Source organism: Candidatus Trichorickettsia mobilis (assembly GCF_034366785.1).
GTDB classification, from domain to species: Bacteria; Pseudomonadota; Alphaproteobacteria; order Rickettsiales; family Rickettsiaceae; genus Trichorickettsia; species Trichorickettsia mobilis_A.
This window is the reverse complement of sequence record NZ_CP112932.1, coordinates 594405-615076: the sequence shown is the minus strand read 5'-3', so window position 1 is coordinate 615076 and position 20672 is coordinate 594405. Positions and strand designations below refer to the sequence as shown.

Annotated in this window: 16 protein-coding genes; 10 read left to right on the top strand and 6 right to left on the bottom strand. The window is 33.3% G+C overall.

Annotated features, from left to right (window positions below; all coding sequences use genetic code 11):
• Window positions 1–165: 165 nt before the first annotated feature.
• A complete protein-coding gene (locus tag Trichorick_RS02790) occupies window positions 166–900 on the top strand; it encodes a lysophospholipid acyltransferase family protein (protein ID WP_323738734.1) in 735 nt (244 codons plus the stop codon).
• A 183-nt stretch (window positions 901–1083) separates the two neighbouring features.
• On the opposite strand, the gene Trichorick_RS02785 is transcribed toward Trichorick_RS02790, so the two are convergent.
• Complete coding sequence (locus Trichorick_RS02785) at window positions 1084–1260, bottom strand: hypothetical protein (RefSeq protein ID WP_323738733.1); 177 nt, start codon at window positions 1258–1260, stop codon at window positions 1084–1086.
• Window positions 1261–1510: 250 nt separating this feature from the next.
• On the opposite strand from Trichorick_RS02785, the gene Trichorick_RS02780 reads away from it, so the two are divergent.
• Window positions 1511–3526 (top strand): ComEC/Rec2 family competence protein, encoded by a 2016-nt coding sequence (locus Trichorick_RS02780; RefSeq protein ID WP_323738732.1) that lies wholly within the window; start codon window positions 1511–1513, stop codon window positions 3524–3526.
• Window positions 3527–3588: 62 nt separating this feature from the next.
• Here the strand turns inward: Trichorick_RS02780 and Trichorick_RS02775 are convergent, their stop codons facing one another.
• The 4 genes from Trichorick_RS02775 to lnt all read right to left on the bottom strand — a co-directional run bounded on the left by Trichorick_RS02775 (window position 3589) and on the right by lnt (window position 8764).
• Window positions 3589–4473, bottom strand: coding sequence for a DsbA family protein (locus Trichorick_RS02775; protein ID WP_323738731.1), 885 nt, complete (start codon window positions 4471–4473; stop codon window positions 3589–3591).
• Window positions 4474–4698: 225 nt separating this feature from the next.
• Complete coding sequence (locus Trichorick_RS02770) at window positions 4699–5946, bottom strand: MFS transporter (RefSeq protein ID WP_323738730.1); 1248 nt, start codon at window positions 5944–5946, stop codon at window positions 4699–4701.
• Between the two features lie 810 nt (window positions 5947–6756).
• On the bottom strand, window positions 6757–7176 hold the full coding sequence (locus Trichorick_RS02765; RefSeq protein WP_323738729.1) for a helix-turn-helix domain-containing protein: 420 nt from the start codon (window positions 7174–7176) through the stop codon (window positions 6757–6759).
• Window positions 7177–7249: 73 nt separating this feature from the next.
• On the bottom strand, window positions 7250–8764 hold the full coding sequence (lnt, locus tag Trichorick_RS02760; protein WP_323738854.1) for an apolipoprotein N-acyltransferase: 1515 nt from the start codon (window positions 8762–8764) through the stop codon (window positions 7250–7252).
• Between the two features lie 129 nt (window positions 8765–8893).
• Between lnt and Trichorick_RS02755 the strand changes: the two genes are divergently transcribed.
• The 4 genes from Trichorick_RS02755 (at window position 8894) to Trichorick_RS02740 (ending at window position 14689) form a co-directional block, all read left to right on the top strand.
• A complete protein-coding gene (locus Trichorick_RS02755; protein WP_323738728.1) occupies window positions 8894–9457 on the top strand; it encodes a hypothetical protein in 564 nt (187 codons plus the stop codon).
• Window positions 9445–11082 carry an ATP-binding cassette domain-containing protein gene (locus Trichorick_RS02750; RefSeq protein ID WP_323738727.1) on the top strand — a complete coding sequence of 546 codons (1638 nt, stop codon included), beginning with the start codon at window positions 9445–9447 and terminating at the stop codon, window positions 11080–11082. Before Trichorick_RS02755 ends, Trichorick_RS02750 begins: the two co-directional genes overlap by 13 nt.
• Before the next feature lie 423 nt (window positions 11083–11505).
• A complete protein-coding gene (locus tag Trichorick_RS02745; RefSeq protein ID WP_323738726.1) occupies window positions 11506–12780 on the top strand; it encodes an HlyC/CorC family transporter in 1275 nt (424 codons plus the stop codon).
• A 70-nt stretch (window positions 12781–12850) separates the two neighbouring features.
• Window positions 12851–14689 carry a heme lyase CcmF/NrfE family subunit gene (locus tag Trichorick_RS02740; protein ID WP_458693523.1) on the top strand — a complete coding sequence of 613 codons (1839 nt, stop codon included), beginning with the start codon at window positions 12851–12853 and terminating at the stop codon, window positions 14687–14689.
• Window positions 14690–14829: 140 nt separating this feature from the next.
• Here Trichorick_RS02740 and Trichorick_RS02735 read toward each other — a convergent pair whose 3' ends face one another.
• A complete protein-coding gene (locus Trichorick_RS02735; RefSeq protein WP_323738725.1) occupies window positions 14830–15939 on the bottom strand; it encodes an N-acetylmuramoyl-L-alanine amidase in 1110 nt (369 codons plus the stop codon).
• Between the two features lie 339 nt (window positions 15940–16278).
• Here Trichorick_RS02735 and Trichorick_RS02730 point away from each other — a divergent pair, with 339 nt between their 5' ends.
• The 4 genes from Trichorick_RS02730 (at window position 16279) to rfbB (ending at window position 20666) form a co-directional block, all read left to right on the top strand.
• Window positions 16279–17628, top strand: coding sequence for a hypothetical protein (locus Trichorick_RS02730; protein WP_323738724.1), 1350 nt, complete (start codon window positions 16279–16281; stop codon window positions 17626–17628).
• 84 nt (window positions 17629–17712) lie between these two features.
• Entirely contained in the window at window positions 17713–18669 is a 957-nt protein-coding gene (locus Trichorick_RS02725; protein ID WP_323738723.1) for a TDT family transporter, read from the top strand.
• Between the two features lie 413 nt (window positions 18670–19082).
• The gene (locus Trichorick_RS02720) at window positions 19083–19508 is read left to right on the top strand and encodes a glycosyltransferase (RefSeq protein ID WP_323738722.1); all 426 of its coding nucleotides are present in this window, start codon (window positions 19083–19085) and stop codon (window positions 19506–19508) included.
• A gap of 51 nt (window positions 19509–19559) precedes the next feature.
• Window positions 19560–20666 (top strand): dTDP-glucose 4,6-dehydratase, encoded by a 1107-nt coding sequence (gene rfbB / locus Trichorick_RS02715; protein ID WP_323738721.1) that lies wholly within the window; start codon window positions 19560–19562, stop codon window positions 20664–20666.
• Window positions 20667–20672 lie beyond the last annotated feature (6 nt).

Sequence of the window (20672 nt, the reverse complement as noted above, 5' to 3'; positions counted from 1 at the left end):
TTTCCTCAAAATATCAGATTAGCCGTGTGTATTATGTAATTGAATGTAAAAAATTCCAATATAATTTTTGATAATCGTCAAGTTTATGGTATATATGACCAAAGCTTTATGCATGGAATAAATTTATGCACATAAGCTAACTTAAAATAACTAAATCGATAATTTATGTTTTGGCGTTTTCGAGTACTATTTTTTTACGCTACCGTCAGCATTCTCACCATAATATTTTTTATGCTATTTTTTGTACTTAGCAAGATTTTTGATGTTACTTATCATATTAAGTATAAGGTAGCGACTATTTATTCTCACTCATTTATCTGGTGTGCAAAAATAATATGCGGATTAAAATACCATGTTTCCGGGCTAGAAAAATTACCACAGGAACCATGCGTAGTCTTGGCTAATCATCAGTCATTCTGGGATAACGTGTTTATGCAACTTATTATTCCCAAACATTCATGGATCGTGAAAAGAGAATTATTTAATATTCCTTTTTTTGGTTGGGGGCTAAAAATGGTTGATCCTATTGCCGTTGATCGTGGGGATAATATATCGGTAAAACAAATTTTACGAGAAGGAAAAAAAAAGCTACAAGATAGCTTATGGCTTATAGTTTTTCCTGAATCAACTAGGCTAAGGCCTGAGCAAAGCACAAAATTCAAGCCTAGTGCAATCAGGCTTGCGGTAACAGAGAAGGTACCGATAGTGTTGATGGCGCATAATGCCGGCGTATATTGGCCTAAAGGCTTCTGGATTAACAAACCTGGTACTATTCAAGTAAAAATTATTGATGTTATCACTAAAGATCAAATGGAAGAATGTGATGTTAGGGAACTGACTGAACATATTAGCCAGGTAATCAATACGGAGAAACAGGTTTTGTTTGAACAAAGCAAGTAGAGATGAACATAAAATTTATAGACTTAACGCTCGAGATCTAGAACACAGCAGTTATCCCGAACACCTAAATGTCATCCTGAACTTGTTTCGGGATCTCATCAGAACTTCATAAGATCCTGAAATAAATTCAGGATGACGCTGTGGTTCCAGGATAACTGCTGTGTTGGTTGCACATATGGTTTACTAAACGTTTTCGTTGTTATTGGCCTTGATTGATTTAACCGATTCAGTGATCGTCTGTTTAATAAAATATGAGGCGCTGACAAATACTATAACTATGCCAACGATAATTAAACTTTTAATTAAGTCAGAGCAGGCAGCAAATTTGGCAAGAATATCGGCAATTAAATTATATTCCATATATGTGAACTCCTTTTGAAAATCACCAGCAAAGCTGGTACCGGGAGCTCAAAAACATGCAACTGCTCATGCCCCTCTACCTTTATGCCATAAGGCACTATTGTATAGTAGCGGGACTCCCGGCTTGACGCTTGGAGTCCGTTGATAACGGTTCGGAATAAACCGACAGTTGTAGTAATGCTTTTGAGGCACCCAGGTTTGTAGAACCTTAGGAATAAGATAACAAAAAAATATAAATAGTCAATTTTAAATGAGTATAGTTTGGCACTATCTGGTTAACAAACTACACGAAGAGTACCATCATTTAAGCCTATGGTATGTTGTTGCTTTTATCAGCGGTATTGCCGTATATTTTTCTTTAGCTTTTGAGCCTTCGATTCTCCAAATCATTATCATTGCTATTAGTAGCTTAGCTTCCTTATATTTAAGAAAATACGGAATAGTTGGCCAGTTCTTAAGTTGGTTGATCATTGCCTTTGTATGCGGCATTTTGGTTAGTAAGTATCGTGTGACAACCATAAATACGATTAATATAAAATCGTCAATAACCTCAGAGCTGACAGGTAATGTTAAAGCAATCAAGCCTATAACTAGTGGTTGGCAGGTAGTTCTTGATGATGTTACAGTGGATAAACTGGATATACAATTATCAGGAGTCAGAGTTAATATTAATAAAAGATATATGAAACATACCAAAGAAATTTTTATTAATAACCGAATAAAAATGATTGCAGAACTAGATGCTCTACCAACTAGTATGGTTCCTGGCGGTTATGATTTTGGGTTTTACGCATATTTTGCCGGGATCGAAGCGACCGGTAATGCTCTATCAACGGTTGAAATATTATCCAATAGGCAGCATGGTACTAAGATTGATACTCTCATCTATAAGCTTCGTGTCAGTATTTATAATAAATTAATTACTGCACTCGGTAGTAATGAGGGGAATTTTGCTGCCGCAATTCTGCTTGGTGAAACCAAAGGGCTTGATAATAAAATTATGCAAAATATGCGAATGTCCGGGATTTCACATATATTATGTGTATCCGGCCTGCACCTCTCTTTAGTCGCAATGATTTTATTCGTATCAATCCGCTTCTTATTGAATTTATTTGACCTCATTGCCTATAATTGCAACATTAAACTAATTGCGGCTATTTGTTCTTTAATCGGTAGTTATGGTTACTTGCATTTAAGCGGTATGCAAATTGCTGCTACCAGGGCATTTATTATGACCGCAATTTTTATTATAGCGATTATAGCTGGTAGAACTCCATATCCTTTGCGCTCCATTGCACTTGCTGCTGCTTTTATCCTATCCGTTAACCCGGAATATATTTTTCACCCTAGTTTTCAACTATCTTTTATTGCGGTATTATCATTAATCTCAGGCTATGAATTTTACATGAGACACCAATGGATTCTGGGAGAACGCATTGGCGTCATCTCCAAGATCAGATTTTATTTGGCCTCTAATATTTATTCCAGTTTTTTAGCAAGTGTTATCACCGGACCAGTAGTAATCAATCAGTTTTATATTTTCTCCAACTATTCTATTCTCATGAATTTAATCGCAGTGCCGATTATGTCGTTCTTCTTAATGCCATTAGCAATTCTATTAGTAGTGCTGATACCATTTAATATGGATTGGATGGTAATGAAATCTCTGGGTTTTTTTATTAATATTATTATTAATTCCGCGCAAATAGCGCATGATGCGCCAGGTTCAGTCTGGTATTTTGGTTATATTACGCCGTTTAGTTTTATTACATTTTTATTTGGTTTTGCTTGGGTTTGTTTATGGCAAACCAGGTGGCGACTTGCTGGCATTATAATAATACTTATATCTTTTGGATTGATGCTGTGTTCGCCTAAGCCTGATTTATTAGTTGATCTGAAATCAAATGCGATAGCCGTTAAAAATATTAATAATCAATTAGAAATTTATAGCAATAATAAAATATCAAAATTTCAACGACAATATTGGGCAAACTGGTTTGGACAGCAATATGCTCTGTTATTACCACTAAACTTTCATAATTTCACTACAGCTACTGGTAAGAAAATTGGCATAAATTACCAAGATAGTGAATGTGATTTGAAAAATAATAAAGATGTACAGCTTAATATGCGTGATCATAACCAATGTATTAACGGCAAACTAAATATTAGTTATGAGTTATTAAAAAGCGTAGGAGTTATTGCAATATTTTGTGACTGGAATAAATGTCGAATTAAGTACAATTATCCTAGGCATTTTAATTAGTATACTTTATAATAGTACGTGAGAAAAGATCTTCATAACACGACAACGTCAATTCAGTAAGTTTAACGAGTATTGCTGGTTTTGAGAGCGTGTTCAATAGCTCTGGAAATGGCATCAGCCGTGTAGGGTTCTGTAAATTGTACTCCATTAATAAAGAATGCCGGTGTTCCTATAAATTTAGGTGAAGTGGCCGCAAGCTTGGTATTGGCAATGAGAATATCTGCAAGTTTTTCATCATTTAAGCATTCTTTATAACGTTCTGGAGAAACACCTCCTAATTGACCTATACTAGTCAGAATTTCACGATAATTTCTATTTACCGACCAACTATCTTGTTGTTCCAATAAGACATTTACAAATTTGAAGAAACTTTCTTTATTGTTAGCGCATCTAGCAAGTATTGCTGCATCGAAATCCTGTTTATTACCGATAAATTCGCGAACAACATAAATAATTTTATTAGTATCAATATATTTTTCTTTAATTTTAGGTAAAACCTCTTTCTTATAATAAGCACAATGTGGACAAGTAGGAGAAAAATATTCAACAAACACAACTGGCGCTTCGGTATTATCACCTATGATCATATCATCAGCTGTTGGTTCAAACTTGTTTCTGGTGACGATAACTGACTCTTTTGATGATTCTTCTTGAGCTGTAGGCGCTAATGACGTTGTTTCTGGTACTTGCTGATCATCTAATTTAGGATTATTGTCATTTTCCTGAACGTTGGTTTGAACGCTAGCTTGAACATTGGTATTAGTAGTAGCTTTATCTGCTTCTACCGTTGACGCTATCAACGGTACAGCTTGTGATTTTTCCTCTTTGCATTTTTTTAATTTAGCAGTGTAGTCATTAATTTGTGATTGTGCTGGAGTAGAATATTCTGGTTTATCAGAGCAAGAGCTAAGACATAAAAAAATTATAACAGCACAAAGATTAAGCATATATCTCTTTAAGTATTCTAAATTATTTTACAATAGGTGAAAATCAGTCCTTAATTCTTCGTTCTTGATCGAACTATAATTACATAATGTATAATATGCCTTAACTTCAATGATGTGATTAAAAACATCTGCTGCTTAATTCTTTATGTACATTATTATTAAGCTGGTGACCTTAAAATCACAGAACCTAAGTATCACCAGAGATTATCATTACTTTGCTTCAGGTCAAGCAGCCTTTTGTTTTCTAATACTGATCGATTCCTTAAATACAATTAAAGTAAAACCTATAACCGCAATAACGATAGCCACAGGTATTATGGTAATAGATTCGATATAAGCGCTGCGATGATATACTTTTATGCCATCAGCCATAGCGCCATCCCATAATCTATCCATATTACTCCCAATTATAGCGTGAAATATAGCACCAAACCCCATAGCTATCATATTTGCAACTGCAGCAGCCATCCCGCTTAAATTGGGTGGTACATAGGTAGCTATCTTTGAGACTGTAATTACTTGATAAGCACAAAATAATCCTATAATCAAGCAGGTCATATTTAAGGTAAAAGCATTGCCAATACCTGATAATAAATAGATAAAGCCAAAAATCATACCAACACCGGATATTATGGTAACACCGTAGTGCAGATTATATTTATCTGCAAAATATGGTAACACTATACATCCTACGCACATACCAGTTAGTATTGAGGCGCCAATTCCACTGGCAATCTCTTTGCTGATACCATACACTGTATAAATAAAAGCAGTACACCAAGCATCCGCAAAGCCTTCTAAAGGCCCTATCATTAGGCCAGCAAGAATACTAGCTAACAATAATTTATAATTAACTATCACTGATTTTATTTCTGTTAGCACTCCTTCTTGAGATGTTGTTACCTTAGATTTTGGTAGTACAAAATAAGTTAATACCGCAAGTACAACGCTAATTATTAGCAAAATATTAATTACTTCATTGATCCCAAATGTTTGCAAAATTTGTGTTAATGGTTTGCTGGAGTAAACAGCGGTGATTAAGGCAAAACACACCGTTATACCTAGCATGCGTGTAAAATGTTGTGGGAAAATAATACGAAAAATTTGTAAAACCCCGATAATTGCTGCCGAACTACCAATACCAGTAAGCAACCTACCGATTAATACATATTCCCAGCTATTAGCATACGCAATAGGGATTAAACCGCTAGAAGCTAAAATTATACAAAGTGGTAATATGATTTTAGCTTCTAGTCTACTTAGTAATAAACCAATAGGAATATGAAGAGTTATATATCCAATATAGTAGATACCAGCGAATGCTCCAAACTCTGTTGCTCCTACATTAAATTGAGTAAATAACTCCGACATAATTAAGTTTGGAATTACTCGTAATATGTATTGGTAACAATAAAATGCTGTTAAGCATAACCATGTTATGCCAATAATGAAATAGTTGCGATGTAATGTCATAACGATACCTTTTTAATAAGACAATTAATCAGACTTTTCTTAAAACCTTCTTTCTGATGATTGCTTATCAAGGTAAAGTTTAGGTTTAGCAAGAAGCCTATAAATTTAAAACGCAGAAAAATAGAAATTAATGAGATATATAGCAGCGCTTGGCTGCGAGTGGAATGATAGAAAAAAGGATAGTGGAAATATATTGCTTATTGTTAGCAGGTTTATTAATGCAATATATAGCTCCTAGGTTAAGCAACCTAGCACGGCAGCTTTCGCTAGAAAAATATATACAAAAAATACTCGCTATAAAAAATGACACGTTAATTTATTGATTAATTTTTATTAAGATTACCAAAATTAGCTATTAATGTCAATAAGTTTTTATAGTTAAATCATAGAGTGTTTTATAGAGAGTTTGTAGAAACTATCTATCAAATTAGGAAAAAGAGATGACACGCATCGTTTTGCTTTGACTATTGTTGTAGTCTTAGTTCAGACGGTGGAGCTGATATATCTACACGAAAAATGTTTCTAAGTGTGGATGATCCTGAACAGACGCTGTCATCCCGAATAGACGATGTCATCCCGAACTTGTTTCGGGATCTCATCAGGATTTCATAAGATCCCGAAACAAGTTCGGGATGACATCGTCTGTTCAGGATGACTTGCTGTGTTCGAGATGACACTAAACTAGGTGCTCGGAACCTGATATATCCACACTGAGCAACATTTTTCCTGGGAGTATATTAGCTGACGAAGAACGCAAGCAAAACTATTTATACCGTCTCTTTTCCTTAACTTGATGCGTATAGATAGAGCCTAAGACATAGATTTTATTAACTCTATTATTTTCTTTCTTACTCTGACGTCTTTAATTTCACCAAATGCTTTTACTAGTGCTATAACTTCTTTTTCGGTAACACTGCTATTATTAGGTTGACTCTCTCCATATTCTTCATGATCCTCAGCAAATATACTTTCTAAAGTAGTGTCTTCTTGGTCAAAAAAATAATTAACTGGAACTTTAAGAAATTTTGAAAAACTATATAACTTACCACTGGAAATACGATTGGTTGCCTTTTCATATTTTTGTACTTGCTGAATACTGACGTCAGCGGCTGCTTCACTTAATTCCTGTTGGCTATAACCTAGCATCATTCTACGAATTTTTAAACGTCGACTAACCAGATGATCTATGGAATCGGCTCTTCCTTTAGTAATTTCAGCGTTCTCAGACATTTACAGGCTCCTGTTCTTCCCACAATGTTGTATTTTAAGTAGGTTGCAATTATAAAGATCAGATCAGAAGTAATCAAGCTTTACAGTATCTAACGGTACGATAACTAAGCAATGATTTAATCATAAATTGTATTAGTAACACTAAAAACACAATTACTAGGGTTGTGCTATCTCCAACTAACGAGTATAAGGTTGGAGTTGCTAATTTTTCTGGAATAAAGCCATCAACAAAGTCAATTTGGTTCAAATCAAGTTTTTTGGTAATTCTGCCAATTGGATCAATAATAGCTGATATCCCATTATTAGCTACTCTAATCATTGGTAAGCCATTTTCTATGGCGCGCATGCGACTAATATAAAAATGTTGATGCGGACCTGAAGACTTTCCATACCAAGCATCATTTGTTACGTTGATAATAACATCTGCTATGTTGTTAGATACACGTACTTCATTAGGAAAAATTGATTCATAACAAATTAACGGTCTAATTACTAAATTAAATTTATCGAGATTTACAATATTAGCCGTACCTTCTGTATAATCAATAAAACCGGGAGTAAGTTTTTTTAGTGGGATAATATGTTTTAACGGCATATATTCACCAAATGGCACTAAATGTGATTTGTGGTACTCAAATAATTGCTCTCCATCAGCTGTTAGTGCATATAAAGCTGTATAAATCTGAGTAGCATCGTTCTGTTTACCGTTATCCGTAATCCCACCAGCTAATAGGATTGCGCCGGTATTATTTAGCATTTCCAATAATTTATATTTTATGGCAGGGTAGGTATAAGGTACTACTAAGGATGCTTCCGACCAAATAATTAAATCAGGATTTCCTGGTGCTTGCGATAGAGAAAGATGTAGATCAAGATGCTGCCAGAATTGTTCTAGATCCCATTTTGCTAATTGGGGGATAGAGGGTTGCACTAATCTTACTTGTATATTTGAAAATTTAGTTGGATTACTGTGTAACCTAAAAACTCCATAAGCTATGATTATACTCCAAATTAGTCCTGCGGTTGTTAGCGCTATTACAAAGTCAGGTCTTTGTTTAACTAATAAATGATGCAAGCTGGTAGCGCTATATATTATTATAAAACTAAGTCCATATATGCTCACTATACTAGTTATCTGAATTAAAATTTCAGAAAATGATAATGCATACCCCAATAAATTCCATGGTAAGCCAGTGAAAATCCATGAACGTAACCATTCAAAAAATATCCAACATACACAAAATACAAAATGGTAATATTTACTATTACGCATAAACCAGCAAATATAACAGCCAGCTGCAATAAAACAGCTCAATACTAATGGCAATCCAAATAAAGCAAAGGGCATAGCCCACCAGAACTCTTCTATATATACACTAACTCCTATACTAATCCAATATAACCCCGTTAAAAAATGCCCAAAGCCAAAAATAAATCCGTAAATTGCTGCATGACGCCAGCTTAGAGCTTGATATATCTGAAAGCATAATAAGCTAAGTGGAAATATAGCTGGCAGCAAAAAATATGGTGCGAAAATAAATCCACTAAGCATGCCGCTTATTAAAGTGGCATATCGGTTAGATAACATAGTTAATGAATAAAACATTGATGATAATTATATAATAAATAAATTAAATTAAGATATTTTAATAATCATGATTGATATTTTAATATCAATATTGTATAACTGCCAAAAATTAAATGAGAGAAACCAATAATGTCAAAAAGAACTCAAGATAATATAAAAGGTAATAGAGATCAAGAAATAGCAGAATGGGTTTCATATCTTACAACACTAGGAGTAAGTGCTACACTAGGTGGTATGATTGGAGCAAATCAATGTGGAGGGCCAATGAGGATAGGTGAATATGCTGCACTTGGCTCAGCTTTGGCAGCATCTGATGAACTATTAATAAAAAATAAATTAGTTACTGGACAGCATTATTTTACCTCCACTGCTTTGTATGGAGCAATGTTTTATCCTTGGGTACGAAAAATAGCAGATAATTCTAGCTATAAATTGCCAATTTATAGCATTGCAGTTGTAAGTGCTTTGGCAATACCATATTTTACTGCTGACGCTTTTAATTACAAACAAAGAGTAGAAGAGCCTGTATCAGCAATATTAACACTTGATAGGGTAGCAGGTAATCATAGTGTTATTAAAGGTTTTATTATCAAAACTATTTTAGAATTAGCAAAAACATGCTGCAATAGTTACATTGCCAAAAAAATATTGCTGGATGGTGTGCAACTCAAAATGGTCTTGTGCAAACTTTAATTAAAGGAAATGTTGATCAAAGCTTAAAAAAACTCGGAGGAACTGCGGTGAAAATTTCAGTTGTTTTATTAGCTAACAAGATCATCAATAGTATAATCGATTATGCTAAGGAGTATGTAGGTAGTAGTGTTAAGAATGCCATAGAAACCAAAGGTTTAAACGAGTTTTTACTTAAAGATGAAAATAGTCGAAAAGTGTTGACCATAAAAGATACAGGATCAATTACTGAAAATCTACCAACTGATTTAAATAGTTTATTAGCGCTTGGAACAATACAACTTGATACTCTGAGTAAAAATACAATAAAGCATATTGGTGCTTTTAAGGAGATTATAGATACAGATCCAGCAAGCGTTACATTGTTGGTTATCAATACTATCATGCACTGTATAGACAGCAAAATTAACAAAAAATTTTTAGGAGACCCAATAGTAGAGTTGTACAAACAAGGAGAAGCTCAGGCTAGTGAGAAGCAGAGTATAGTCTCAAGTTTTTCTAAAAATTATACTCTAATGTTATTAGATGGAGCTAATAAATTAATTCAACATAAATATCAAGATATTGTTAATCGTATTGATGAAAATAGCTTTAGGATGAAATATTTACAAGCACTGCAAAGCACCAGTAGTGACATTGTAAATAAGTTGCTAGACGTAATAAAGGTGCTTTATTATGGATTTAGAATTAATGATGGGCAAATTACTGTGGAGCAGCTTCCGTTAATTATGAATTGGTTGAGTGACGTTTCATCATTCTTGAATGGTGGTGCTACACTACGACTACCAGATTTTGAACTAAGAAAAGCTAGAATAGATGAATTATTAGCAACCATTGCTAAACCATATACTAGTGCTTTAGAATGCAGATATAATGAAGACGATAAAATTATCTTTGATAATTTTTTGCTAAAACTACAAGGTCAAGAAATACTAAATATTGGACATTTAGCACTAGAATTAAATAAAAATGAAGTTATTACAGGTCCAGCCGGAAAGGGTAAAAGTACTTTCTTCAAAATTCTTGCTGGATTCCCAGTTGTTGATCCATTCGAAGTTTTAGGAGAAATTTCTTTGCCTTTAATCAATGGTAAAGAAGCTACTATTTTATTGCTTAATCAGGCATTATATTTGCCGCCAACAGCTACTTTATTTGAATTGATTACATTAGAACATGCAACTAACTTTGATATCAGTACAAAAGGAGCTTTAACGACTAGAATTATTGAATTATTTAAAGAGCTAGAAATTGATCAATTTATAAACGAAGAAGATAATGACACAGGTTTAATATCCAAATTGAATAGTACAAATTTTTGTTTGAGCGGAGGACAAAAACAAAAAATAGCAGTTATTAGAGCGATAATTAAACAACCAGATATCTTATTACTTGATGAAACATTTAGTGCTCTTGATAAAAAATCAATAATGCTGATGCAAAAGGCGTTAAAGAATTATTTAGCTAATACTAAATTTATTACAATTGATCATCACGCTGCAGACAATAATTATGATAGTTTTTATAATCAACGAATAGATTTTGGTGATGATGAAGTTAAGGTATTAGGTATTGAGTCTAGAACATATGAGGAGGATTTATCAATAGTAGGTGAGGTATACTGCGGGTAAATAAAAAGTTGGCAGTAACCAAAAGACGTCATTGCGAGGAGCCCGAAGGGCGACGTGGCAATCCAGATCTACCACACATAAAGTGCTTAGGACTGAATTGCCACGCGCTTACGGCGTTCAGCTCAGACGAGTGACGAGTCATGACAACTTTTCATTACTCGCAGTATACTTCTCGTAAATGAAAAGTTGGTAAAAATATTTGTCATGCTGAAACAAGTTCAGCATGACTACTGCTATTCAAGGCTACTCACTGCAATTTTTCCAACTTTTCATTTATGAGAGGTATATACTTCTTTGAATATAGTTTATAAGAAAGGTCTATTATAGATTTTACGTCTATAATTCTATAGTATTGAGAGAATATGTTGCAATTTACAACAGTCAAAATTAAAATATACCGAATCTAACTATAGAATTAAATCAATGGTGTTACTCACAATACTACTAATCGCCATAATGCTAATAATTTCTGCATTATTGGCAGCAACTGAAACTGCTATTACTGCTACTTCTCCAGGGAAAATATATAAATTAAAATCCAGAGGCAATAAAAGAGCGGTAATTGCTTTACAAATTTTGAAAGTGAAAGAAAAAGTTATCAGTACTATGTTAATTGGTAACAGCCTGATTAACACAATATGCACAACTATTGCTACTAGCCTGTTTATTGATCTAATAGAAGATCACAGTATAGCCACTCTCTTATCTTCCGCTGTGATGGCATTTTTAATCATTGTATTTGCTGAAGTCATTCCAAAAGCTATTGCGGTAACTAAAGCGGAAGAAATAGTACTGTTTAATGCGCGAGTAGTAGTAGTTTTTTTAAAGTTACTAGCTCCAGTCAATAAAATGCTTGATCTAGCACTTAAAATTTTCTGTTTTGTGTTCCGTATCAATCTGACACAGGAAATTTCTGGTGCAGATGAAGTTCGCGGTATTATTGAGCATCAGCATCAGGAAGGAAATGTCTATAAAACTGATCGTGATATGTTGGAAGGAATTTTAGATATTCGTGATATGACGGTATCCGAAATTATGGTGCATAGAAGTAAAATGATAACCCTTAATATTGACTTACCAAATTCAGAAATAATTCAGATGGCACTATCTAGTCCTAATACTAGAATTCCAATTTGGAAAGAAAGCACCGATAATATTATTGGGGTTTTGCATATCAGAGATTTATTACGTGCGCTATATGATAACGGCAATGATCATGCTAAAATCAATATCTCTAAGCTATTAAGCCAACCATGGTTTATTCCGGATAATGCTTTAGTAATTCAACAGTTGCATGCCTTTAAAGAGCGCAAGAATCACTTGGCATGTGTTGTCGATGAATATGGAGATTTGCAAGGTATCATTACTCTTGAAGATATTTTGGAAGAAATAGTAGGACAAATTCATGATGAATATGACAGATCAGGAGAAGCAATTATCAAGAAATCAGATGTTGAATATATAGTAGATGGTGCCACCACTATTCGTGACCTTAATCGAGAGTTAAATTGGGAATTACCAGACGATGATGCTAATACTATTGCGGGACTAATTATTCATAAAATCGCTAGAATACCAAACCAAGGAGAGAGTATTGAGATTTTTAATTTAAAAATGGTTATAGTAAAAAAAATAGCAAACAGAATTCATACTGTTAAAATTAAAATCTTAGCTACACACGATAATAACGGTGATTAGTATATTGGGAAACCTAATACAAATATTAGCGATATTATCAAGCGTAATCGCAATAATATTATCTCATACTATTTATGGTCGAAGATTATTGTACTTAAGTTGTTTTTGTTCAATATTCTCATTCATATTATTAGTTTATGGGTTTATCATTTCGGATTTCTCAATCCAAAATGTTTTTCTTAACTCAAGTACTATTAAGCCGTTAGTATATAAAATCGCTGGTAGTTGGGCTAGCCATGAAGGTTCAATTTTACTATGGCTGTGTCTGCTTAGTATCATAAATTGTATATATCTATACTTATCGCCTGTAGCATTTTTGTTTAATAACCATATCGATCATCTCATTAATCGTTACCAAATTATTATATTATCGCTGTTACAACTAATGTTTGGTAGTTTTATCTATTTTACTTCAAATCCATTTCATAAATTATCATTTACTCCAGCTGAAGGACTAGGATTAAATCCAATGCTACAAGATATAGCATTGGCTATTCATCCACCAATATTATATTTAGGCTATATTTGTTATGTAGTACCATTTACTGTCAGTTGTATTATATTATTAATTAATACCGATGAAGTAAATCGTATATCCAAATTATTAAAGCTAGCTAAGACATTTGCTCATTGTGGAATATTAGCAATGACTTGTGGAATCAGTCTTGGATCCTGGTGGGCATATCGAGAATTGGGTTGGGGAGGATTTTGGTTTTTTGATCCAGTAGAAAATATTTCGCTGATGCCATGGTTATCGGCTATTGCGTTACATCATACGATATCAATAACTATAATATCCAGAAAATTTATTTATTGGAGCCTTAACTTATCTATCATCACTTACCTATTATCAATTTTGGGAACATTTTTGGTGCGTTCTGGAATAATTGTATCAATTCACTCGTTTGCATCATCGCCAGAACGTGGCATATATATGTTAATTATTTTTTCGGTTATTGCTTTAAGCAGCATTGGCTTGTTAGCATTTCGTCAATTAACAATTATTAACAGACCACTTATGTTTAAAGAGAGAGGAATAATCATCGGCAATATTTTTTGGTTAATAGGACTGTTAATATTAGCGACCTCAGTACTTTATCCAGTAGTTCGTCATTTATGGCGCAATGAGCTGATATCAGTGGAGTATCAATATTTTATTCATAGTTTTATTCCGGTGACTATTATTACTACTTTCCTTGCTGCTATCTTTTCAGTACCAAAGAATTGTCGTAAATATATTGTTACTCTAGTACTTGCTGTTTTATTAACTTGTATTAGTAGCATAAAAGTCTCTTATACTATAATTTCAGCTAGTGCAGTGATGGCCGCAATCTTTCTAATCTTACAAATGTTAATACTATTACTGACAAGTAGTAATTATTTTAAAAGAATGCCGCCAGAAAAAACTATGGCTATGATTTTGAGTCACGCTGGTTTAGGTTTATTGGTCCTTAGCTGTACTTTTAATGGGTTACTGCAAAGAGAAACAGAATTCATCGGTAAAGTAGACGACACTATTGATTTGATGCAGTTTAATATCCAATTAAAAGATATTAGATTTGCTAAGGGTGTAAATTATTATCGTCAAATTGCAGAATTTTGGATTGATGATAACAGTACTCATAAGATTACTATCCTTAAACCTGAGAATAGATTTTACATTATTGAACAAAGTCTATCTCAAGAAAGTGATATATTTTCTTACATTACTCATGACCTTTATGCAGTTCTAAGTAGGGTAGATGAGGATGTTGTTCATGCCAAAATATATTATCGACCATTCATTAGCTTAATTTGGTTATCTGCAATAATTATTGTTAGTGGCTTGTTAATCAGCTTATTGAACACACTATTTTGCTCGCAGTCAGATAGACAGAAGGATAAGCATGGTAAAACAGTCGAAGCATAATAATTTGGAGTTTTAGAGTCTGTCATTGCGAGATATTTGTGTGATTCGTATACATTATTACAATTCAATTGTCCGAGTTGTAACGATGTATACGAATCACACAAATATAACTTTTATGAAAAAGCTATAAAGATATATTATTAACTATCTAGAATAGCATCTAATATGCTTTGGCTATTAGCATTCCACTCACCAAGTAGTCCTCTAGCTTCAGAATCAGAAGAATCTTTCCATAATCCTTGATCGTATACCTGTTGAAGCGGTGAGTTAATAATTTGTTCTCCAAGATGGTGCAGGTTAAAGCACAGCATTTCGGATAAAGTAGCAGAACCTAAATGTCCTTCATAATCTTTCTCATTCGGTATTCCTACCATTCCTAGGCCATTTGTTAATTGGGAATCAATATCTTTAATTCTTGCAGCAGAAAATTCTTCTTTAAAGCTTTTTGAGGTTTGACAGTATTGTTTTACTACTTCTGATAAGTTGTTACCAGTAGAATATTTTTGTGATAATTCTTGCAAAGCTTGCTGTATATGTTCAACCTCTTCGGAAATAGGTTTTTGTTTGTAAGATACTATCACTTCAGGGTCTTTTTTACGTTCAATATCCGCCCATAATCCTATACCATTTTTAGCAAAGTTTCCCCAAGGAAAATATGGACCAGGTGCGATATGACGACCTGGAGCCCAATCTGCAAGTGCTATCACTTGCTCAGGATTAATATGATGAGTTTCAACTAAATGACTAGTTAATTTTAGATTAGACTCATATTGTTTTTGGGTTAAGGGGCTTTTGCCATCATTAATTGACATAATAGCTATGCAAAAATTATTCATATCATTTTTTATAGCTTCAATATTGTGGTTTAGTGTACTCTTGCTTGTTAAGTTACCGACCCCAGTAGCCCATGGTTTTTTATTGTCAGGCACTAGCGGATATATGGTACCATCCATATCAATAACATAATGTACTGATACTCCTGAGCCTCTTGTTAGAGTAATATTTTGATCCTCAGCTAGAACCATTTTAGCTAATGTATTTTCTAAAGTACCAACGGAATATGTGTGGACTATATATTGAGCCGAAATATTGGCTTTCCGATCAGTATAATAATTACATTTGTTGAATTCTATGTCTTGTTCTTGTCCTTTTGGAGCAAGCGAGAAATTTTCTGCATTTTTTCTTAGATAAGTTGTATTTATGTTTAGGTTTTCTAGCTCTTCAATCTTAGAGTTGTCTTGCGATTTCATAATTCCTCCTGTTGCTGTATTGTAGTTATTATTTAGATATTGCGAGTAAAGCAATACTGCAAATAATATAAAATCTTTTAAGCGCCTGGGTGCACGTGTTTTGCACGCTCTTAAGTTATAAAAGTAAAATTTTTGAAAGTAAATAAGATGTTACAGTAAATCTTTGATAAAATCCTTTCTCATTGATAGATTTTAATGTACTAATTCAGTAGTTCCTACGCTTAAGAGTAAGAGAAACTACCATATTTTGTCATATTTTAAATCCCAAGTGTAAGAATCTAATATAGTTTTAATTAATTAAACTAGTATAGTTCAGTAACTTTTAAGCAAGAGGTTTTTATGAAATCACATAGTTTTACTACAGAAGATGCGGCAAAACAGGAAGATAAAGTTTTAAAGAAGCTTACTGATTTTGCTCCTGAATATGACCAAAGCTGTAAATTACCCAATGAGGTAATACAAATGAACACCGATAAAGTTCAGGAGAATTTTAATAAAGATATAAATCGCACTCCTAATTTTTGTATTGAGACTACTGAAGGAATAGTAGATTTAGCTGCTACGTATAAAAAAGAAAAGGGAAGTGATTATAAGGTAACTTATAAAGATATGTATGACACGTTAACCAATGATAAGTATAAATTATCACAAAATCAAGCGGAATATATTCTAGCCACTGCTTACCAAGGTGGAATAGCTGGAGGACTTGCTGGATTTGGTGAGGTAATAGTATCAAATATTACTAACCCTATGAATTGGATGAACAGAGATGGTAATATGTCTAAAATTGTCATAGATAAAGATAGTAACGTGTCGTATGTTGGTGGACAAAAAATGACATTTGATTGTAATAGGCAAACTTATGATGGTATCATTCATAATACTGTACATACTGAATTTCGATCTGAGGATTATCTTGCTGCAACTATTACTGCAAAAATAGGCAAAATTGGTGTAGCGGAGTTTAAGCCACAGGTTGTAATTGATGTTGCTGGTGTTGGTGAAGTAGGTCTAAAAATTGTTGAACAATTGCAAAATATTAAATCTGAGTTACCGTCTAAAACTCCTCAAGCAATTGTAGAAAATTATCATAATTTTTCAAATAGCATATTGCAAAACAATGGTCATGATAAATTATACAAACAGGAAGTGATGGGAGAGGTTAAAAAGATACTCTCTTCTAAACCAGAGGAAATAGATCATGAAAAGGTAGAAAATCTAAAAAAACTGGAATTTACTAAAGAAGCGTTAGCTGAAACAGTTATGAATCAAATTGATACACGAATTGGTGAATTTAAAAAAGATGGTTTAAAGGCAAAAATAACTTCAAAAGATATTGATTTGGTTGCCAATGAGGCAGCTAATAGTTTACAGAAATTTGTCGGTAAATCGCAAGGGTATTTAGAAAGATTTACCAAAGATTTAGTTAAACAACGAGCAGAGTCAAATGAAGTTGAGGTGCCAAAGAAAAATTTTATACAAAAGATAGTGTCTTACCTCAAAGATTTATGGCACGGCTACTCAAAAGAAAGCCCAGAAAAAAATAAGGATACTCTGCTTGAACAAGTTAAATTGCAAGCAAAAGAGATAAGCAAAGGAGTGAACGTATTGCCAGAAAACAAGAGTACTATCCCATCTGCTCAAAGCAAAACTAGTAATGTTAGCAAAGGAGGGGGTCGGGATATTTAAGCTCTTACGTGCGGAGTTTTATGACTTTGTGATGGTGCCTTAAGCTGTAAAAGTAAGAACGTGTCCGAAAAGCGAGATATTTTAATGATAAATTTGATAAATAAATTTAAAAACTTACCTGTGGCGATGTCTGGATTAGCTTTAGGTGCATCGGGGTTAGGTAATTTGCTAGCATCAGAAGTACACCCCAATTTACGCTATATTTTTGTTGGTATTGCTATATTAATCCTAATTATGATTTCCATAAAAAAATTAGCTCATTTTCAGCTATTAAAAAATGAGATTGCCAACCCAGTAGCTGGTAGTTTTGTTCCAGCTTTTGATATGGCATTAATGGTAGTTGCAAGTATCATTGCTGAGGAATATTTATTGATTGGTCAGGTTTTGTGGTACTTCGCAATTATCTTACATATAATATTTGCTACTAGTTTTTTCTATTACCAGATTAAAACCTTTGAGTTTAACCAAGTTTTACCTAGTTGGTATATACCTCCAGTTGGAATAGTTGTAGCCTGCGTTACCAGTATTCCTATGAATAACCAGCAGCTGGCACAAATTATTTTTTATATTGGTTTCAGTTTTTATTGTTTTATGTTACCAATAATGATGTATCGTTTGATTTTTGGAGAGCGAATTAATAACACTCAATTACCTGCATTTGCTGTAATGAGTGCTCCAGCAAGCTTATGTTTAGCAGGCTATTTAACTGTATTTGAACAACCATCACCGTTAATTGTGGGAATATTGTTGCCGCTAGGATTGATGATGACTGGTTTAGTTTATTTATCTATGGTACGTATAAATCCATTGCGTATCGGTTTTATTCCACTTTATGCTTCATTTACATTTCCTTTGGCAATAGGTGCGACAGCTATTATAAAATATTCACATTTTATTGGAGAATTCACTACAGCCGGCAGAATCTGGCATAATATTGGAATAGCTGAAATGATAATTGCTTGCATAATAATATTTTGGGTACTAATAAATATGACTCATTTTGTATATAAAAACGTATTAAACTCTTCAACAATAACCTAAGTATATAGTCGATCGAACTCATTTTTATAAGAGCCTGTCAGATCAGTAGATATAAGAGGTAATTTTGTCGTCAAAACTCGTCTCCGTTCCTCACGTACCCAAAAGTACGCTGCGGTACTCGACTTCGTTTTTCCTAAAACTTCCTCTCTTATATCTACTGATCTGACAGGCTCTTATACTTTAACTTTTTAGGAAAAATGCAGACAAAGATCGCAGCGTACATAGAAAAGTACGTGAGGATCGAAGACAAATTTCAACAACAAAATCACCAGTCAGAATAAGTTTGTGAGAAAAGTCTAATCAAGAAGCCATTAAAAATCTTATATATAGAAGCGCCGATTTTACGTGGACATGTTATATAAAATCATATATTTAAGTGTAGATATATTATCAACAGTTTAACTTTTCTTGGTATGAACATCATTTCTAACTTGGCCATTATACTATGCACGTATAATAGTACAAAATTTTTAACAGAACAATTAATGTCTTTTGATGCGCAAAGCTTTAGCGATTGGTCTCTTTTTGTGTATGACGATGGTTCAACAGATAATACTGAAAGCTTGATTAAGGCACATCAGAAATCAGATACTATTCATCACATCAATTTAATCGGCAATAGTAGCTTCATGGCTAGATTAGTCAGAATGAAAAAACTATTCAATGGCTTTTTTAGAGAGTGGAACGATAAGAACGTTAAAGCGCTAAAGCAAAATATTTCATTATTTACAGCAGAAAACAGAAATAAACTTAATCTTTTTGATGGAGCAAGAAATAAAGGTCTTTTTACTCGTTTAGTAGCTCTTAAAAAAGCTGGTATTCATAGGCTGCTTATTTGATAATTTAGTATTATTTGTAGGTATAATATATTCAATAAAATATAAAGTAATATGCAAAATTCTATATTGAAAAATACAATTCTAGTGACTGGTGGTGCTGGATTTATTGGCTCCAATTTTGTGCTGCAATCTATGTCTTATGCCGATGAAAAGATTATAAATTTAGATTTATTAACTTATGCTGGGAACCTTCAAAATATTAAAAGCATATCTGGGAATCCGTTGCACGTCTTTGTAAATGGCGATATTGCTGATGAATTGTTAGTTTCTAGTCTTCTTAAAAAATATAATCCAAAAGCTATTATAAATTTTGCAGCCGAAAGTCATGTCGATCGTTCTATAGAAGAATCCAGCCAATTCATTAATACTAATATTCTTGGAACATATAATTTATTAGAAGCTACTCGTCATTATTGGAATTCTTTGTCCGAAGAAGATAGAAAATTATTTCGTTTTATCCATGTAAGTACGGATGAGGTGTATGGTTCTTTGGAGATGACTGATTCTGCTACTACTGAAAAATCACGTTATCAACCAAATAGTCCTTATTCTGCAAGCAAAGCTGCTTCTGATCACCTTGTAAGAGCGTGGTACCATACTTATGGTTTTCCAACAATTATCACTAATTGTTCTAATAATTATGGACCATTGCAATTTCCTGAAAAACTAATCCCATTAGTTATTGTCAGTATATTTGAAGGCAAAATTTTGCCAATATATGGAAATGGAGAAAATATACGAGATTGGCTATTCGTGACCGATCATTGTTCGGCTATTAGATTAATCTTAGAAAATGGTAAAGTTGGCGAAACTTATAATATTGGCGGTAATAATGAAAAAACTAATCTAGAGGTAGTACAAATTATCTGTTCACTGTTTGATAAACAACTACCGGCTGATAAGGGTAACTTAATACACCCACAAACTAATAAACCCCTAGTATCTTACAGTGAATTGATCACTTTTGTGCCTGATCGTCTGGGACACGATAAGAGATATGCTATAAATTCTAGCAAAATTCAGCAAGAGTTGCATTGGCGTCCTACAGAATCTTTTGAAACTGGTATTGTTAAGACAATTGAATGGTATATGAATAATCGCGATTGGATTTCAGAGATTAAAACTGGTGAATATTCAAAATTGAGAGCTTTGCAGTAATAAAAT

Excerpts from the sequence above, each read along its gene's own strand:
- Trichorick_RS02735 (WP_323738725.1), bottom strand. The coding sequence starts at position 15,939 with ATGAAATCGCAAGACAACTCTAAGATTGAAGAGCTAGAAAACCTAAAC.
- Trichorick_RS02775 (WP_323738731.1), bottom strand. The coding sequence starts at position 4,473 with ATGCTTAATCTTTGTGCTGTTATAATTTTTTTATGTCTTAGCTCTTGC.
- lnt (WP_323738854.1), bottom strand. The coding sequence starts at position 8,764 with ATGTTATCTAACCGATATGCCACTTTAATAAGCGGCATGCTTAGTGGA.
- Trichorick_RS02755 (WP_323738728.1), top strand. The coding sequence starts at position 8,894 with ATGTCAAAAAGAACTCAAGATAATATAAAAGGTAATAGAGATCAAGAA.
- Trichorick_RS02725 (WP_323738723.1), top strand. The coding sequence starts at position 17,713 with ATGATAAATTTGATAAATAAATTTAAAAACTTACCTGTGGCGATGTCT.
- Trichorick_RS02745 (WP_323738726.1), top strand. The coding sequence starts at position 11,506 with ATGGTGTTACTCACAATACTACTAATCGCCATAATGCTAATAATTTCT.
- Trichorick_RS02765 (WP_323738729.1), bottom strand. The coding sequence starts at position 7,176 with ATGTCTGAGAACGCTGAAATTACTAAAGGAAGAGCCGATTCCATAGAT.
- Trichorick_RS02780 (WP_323738732.1), top strand. The coding sequence starts at position 1,511 with ATGAGTATAGTTTGGCACTATCTGGTTAACAAACTACACGAAGAGTAC.
- Trichorick_RS02785 (WP_323738733.1), bottom strand. The coding sequence starts at position 1,260 with ATGGAATATAATTTAATTGCCGATATTCTTGCCAAATTTGCTGCCTGC.
- Trichorick_RS02790 (WP_323738734.1), top strand. The coding sequence starts at position 166 with ATGTTTTGGCGTTTTCGAGTACTATTTTTTTACGCTACCGTCAGCATT.
- Trichorick_RS02730 (WP_323738724.1), top strand. The coding sequence starts at position 16,279 with ATGAAATCACATAGTTTTACTACAGAAGATGCGGCAAAACAGGAAGAT.
- Trichorick_RS02770 (WP_323738730.1), bottom strand. The coding sequence starts at position 5,946 with ATGACATTACATCGCAACTATTTCATTATTGGCATAACATGGTTATGC.
- rfbB (WP_323738721.1), top strand. The coding sequence starts at position 19,560 with ATGCAAAATTCTATATTGAAAAATACAATTCTAGTGACTGGTGGTGCT.
- Trichorick_RS02720 (WP_323738722.1), top strand. The coding sequence starts at position 19,083 with ATGAACATCATTTCTAACTTGGCCATTATACTATGCACGTATAATAGT.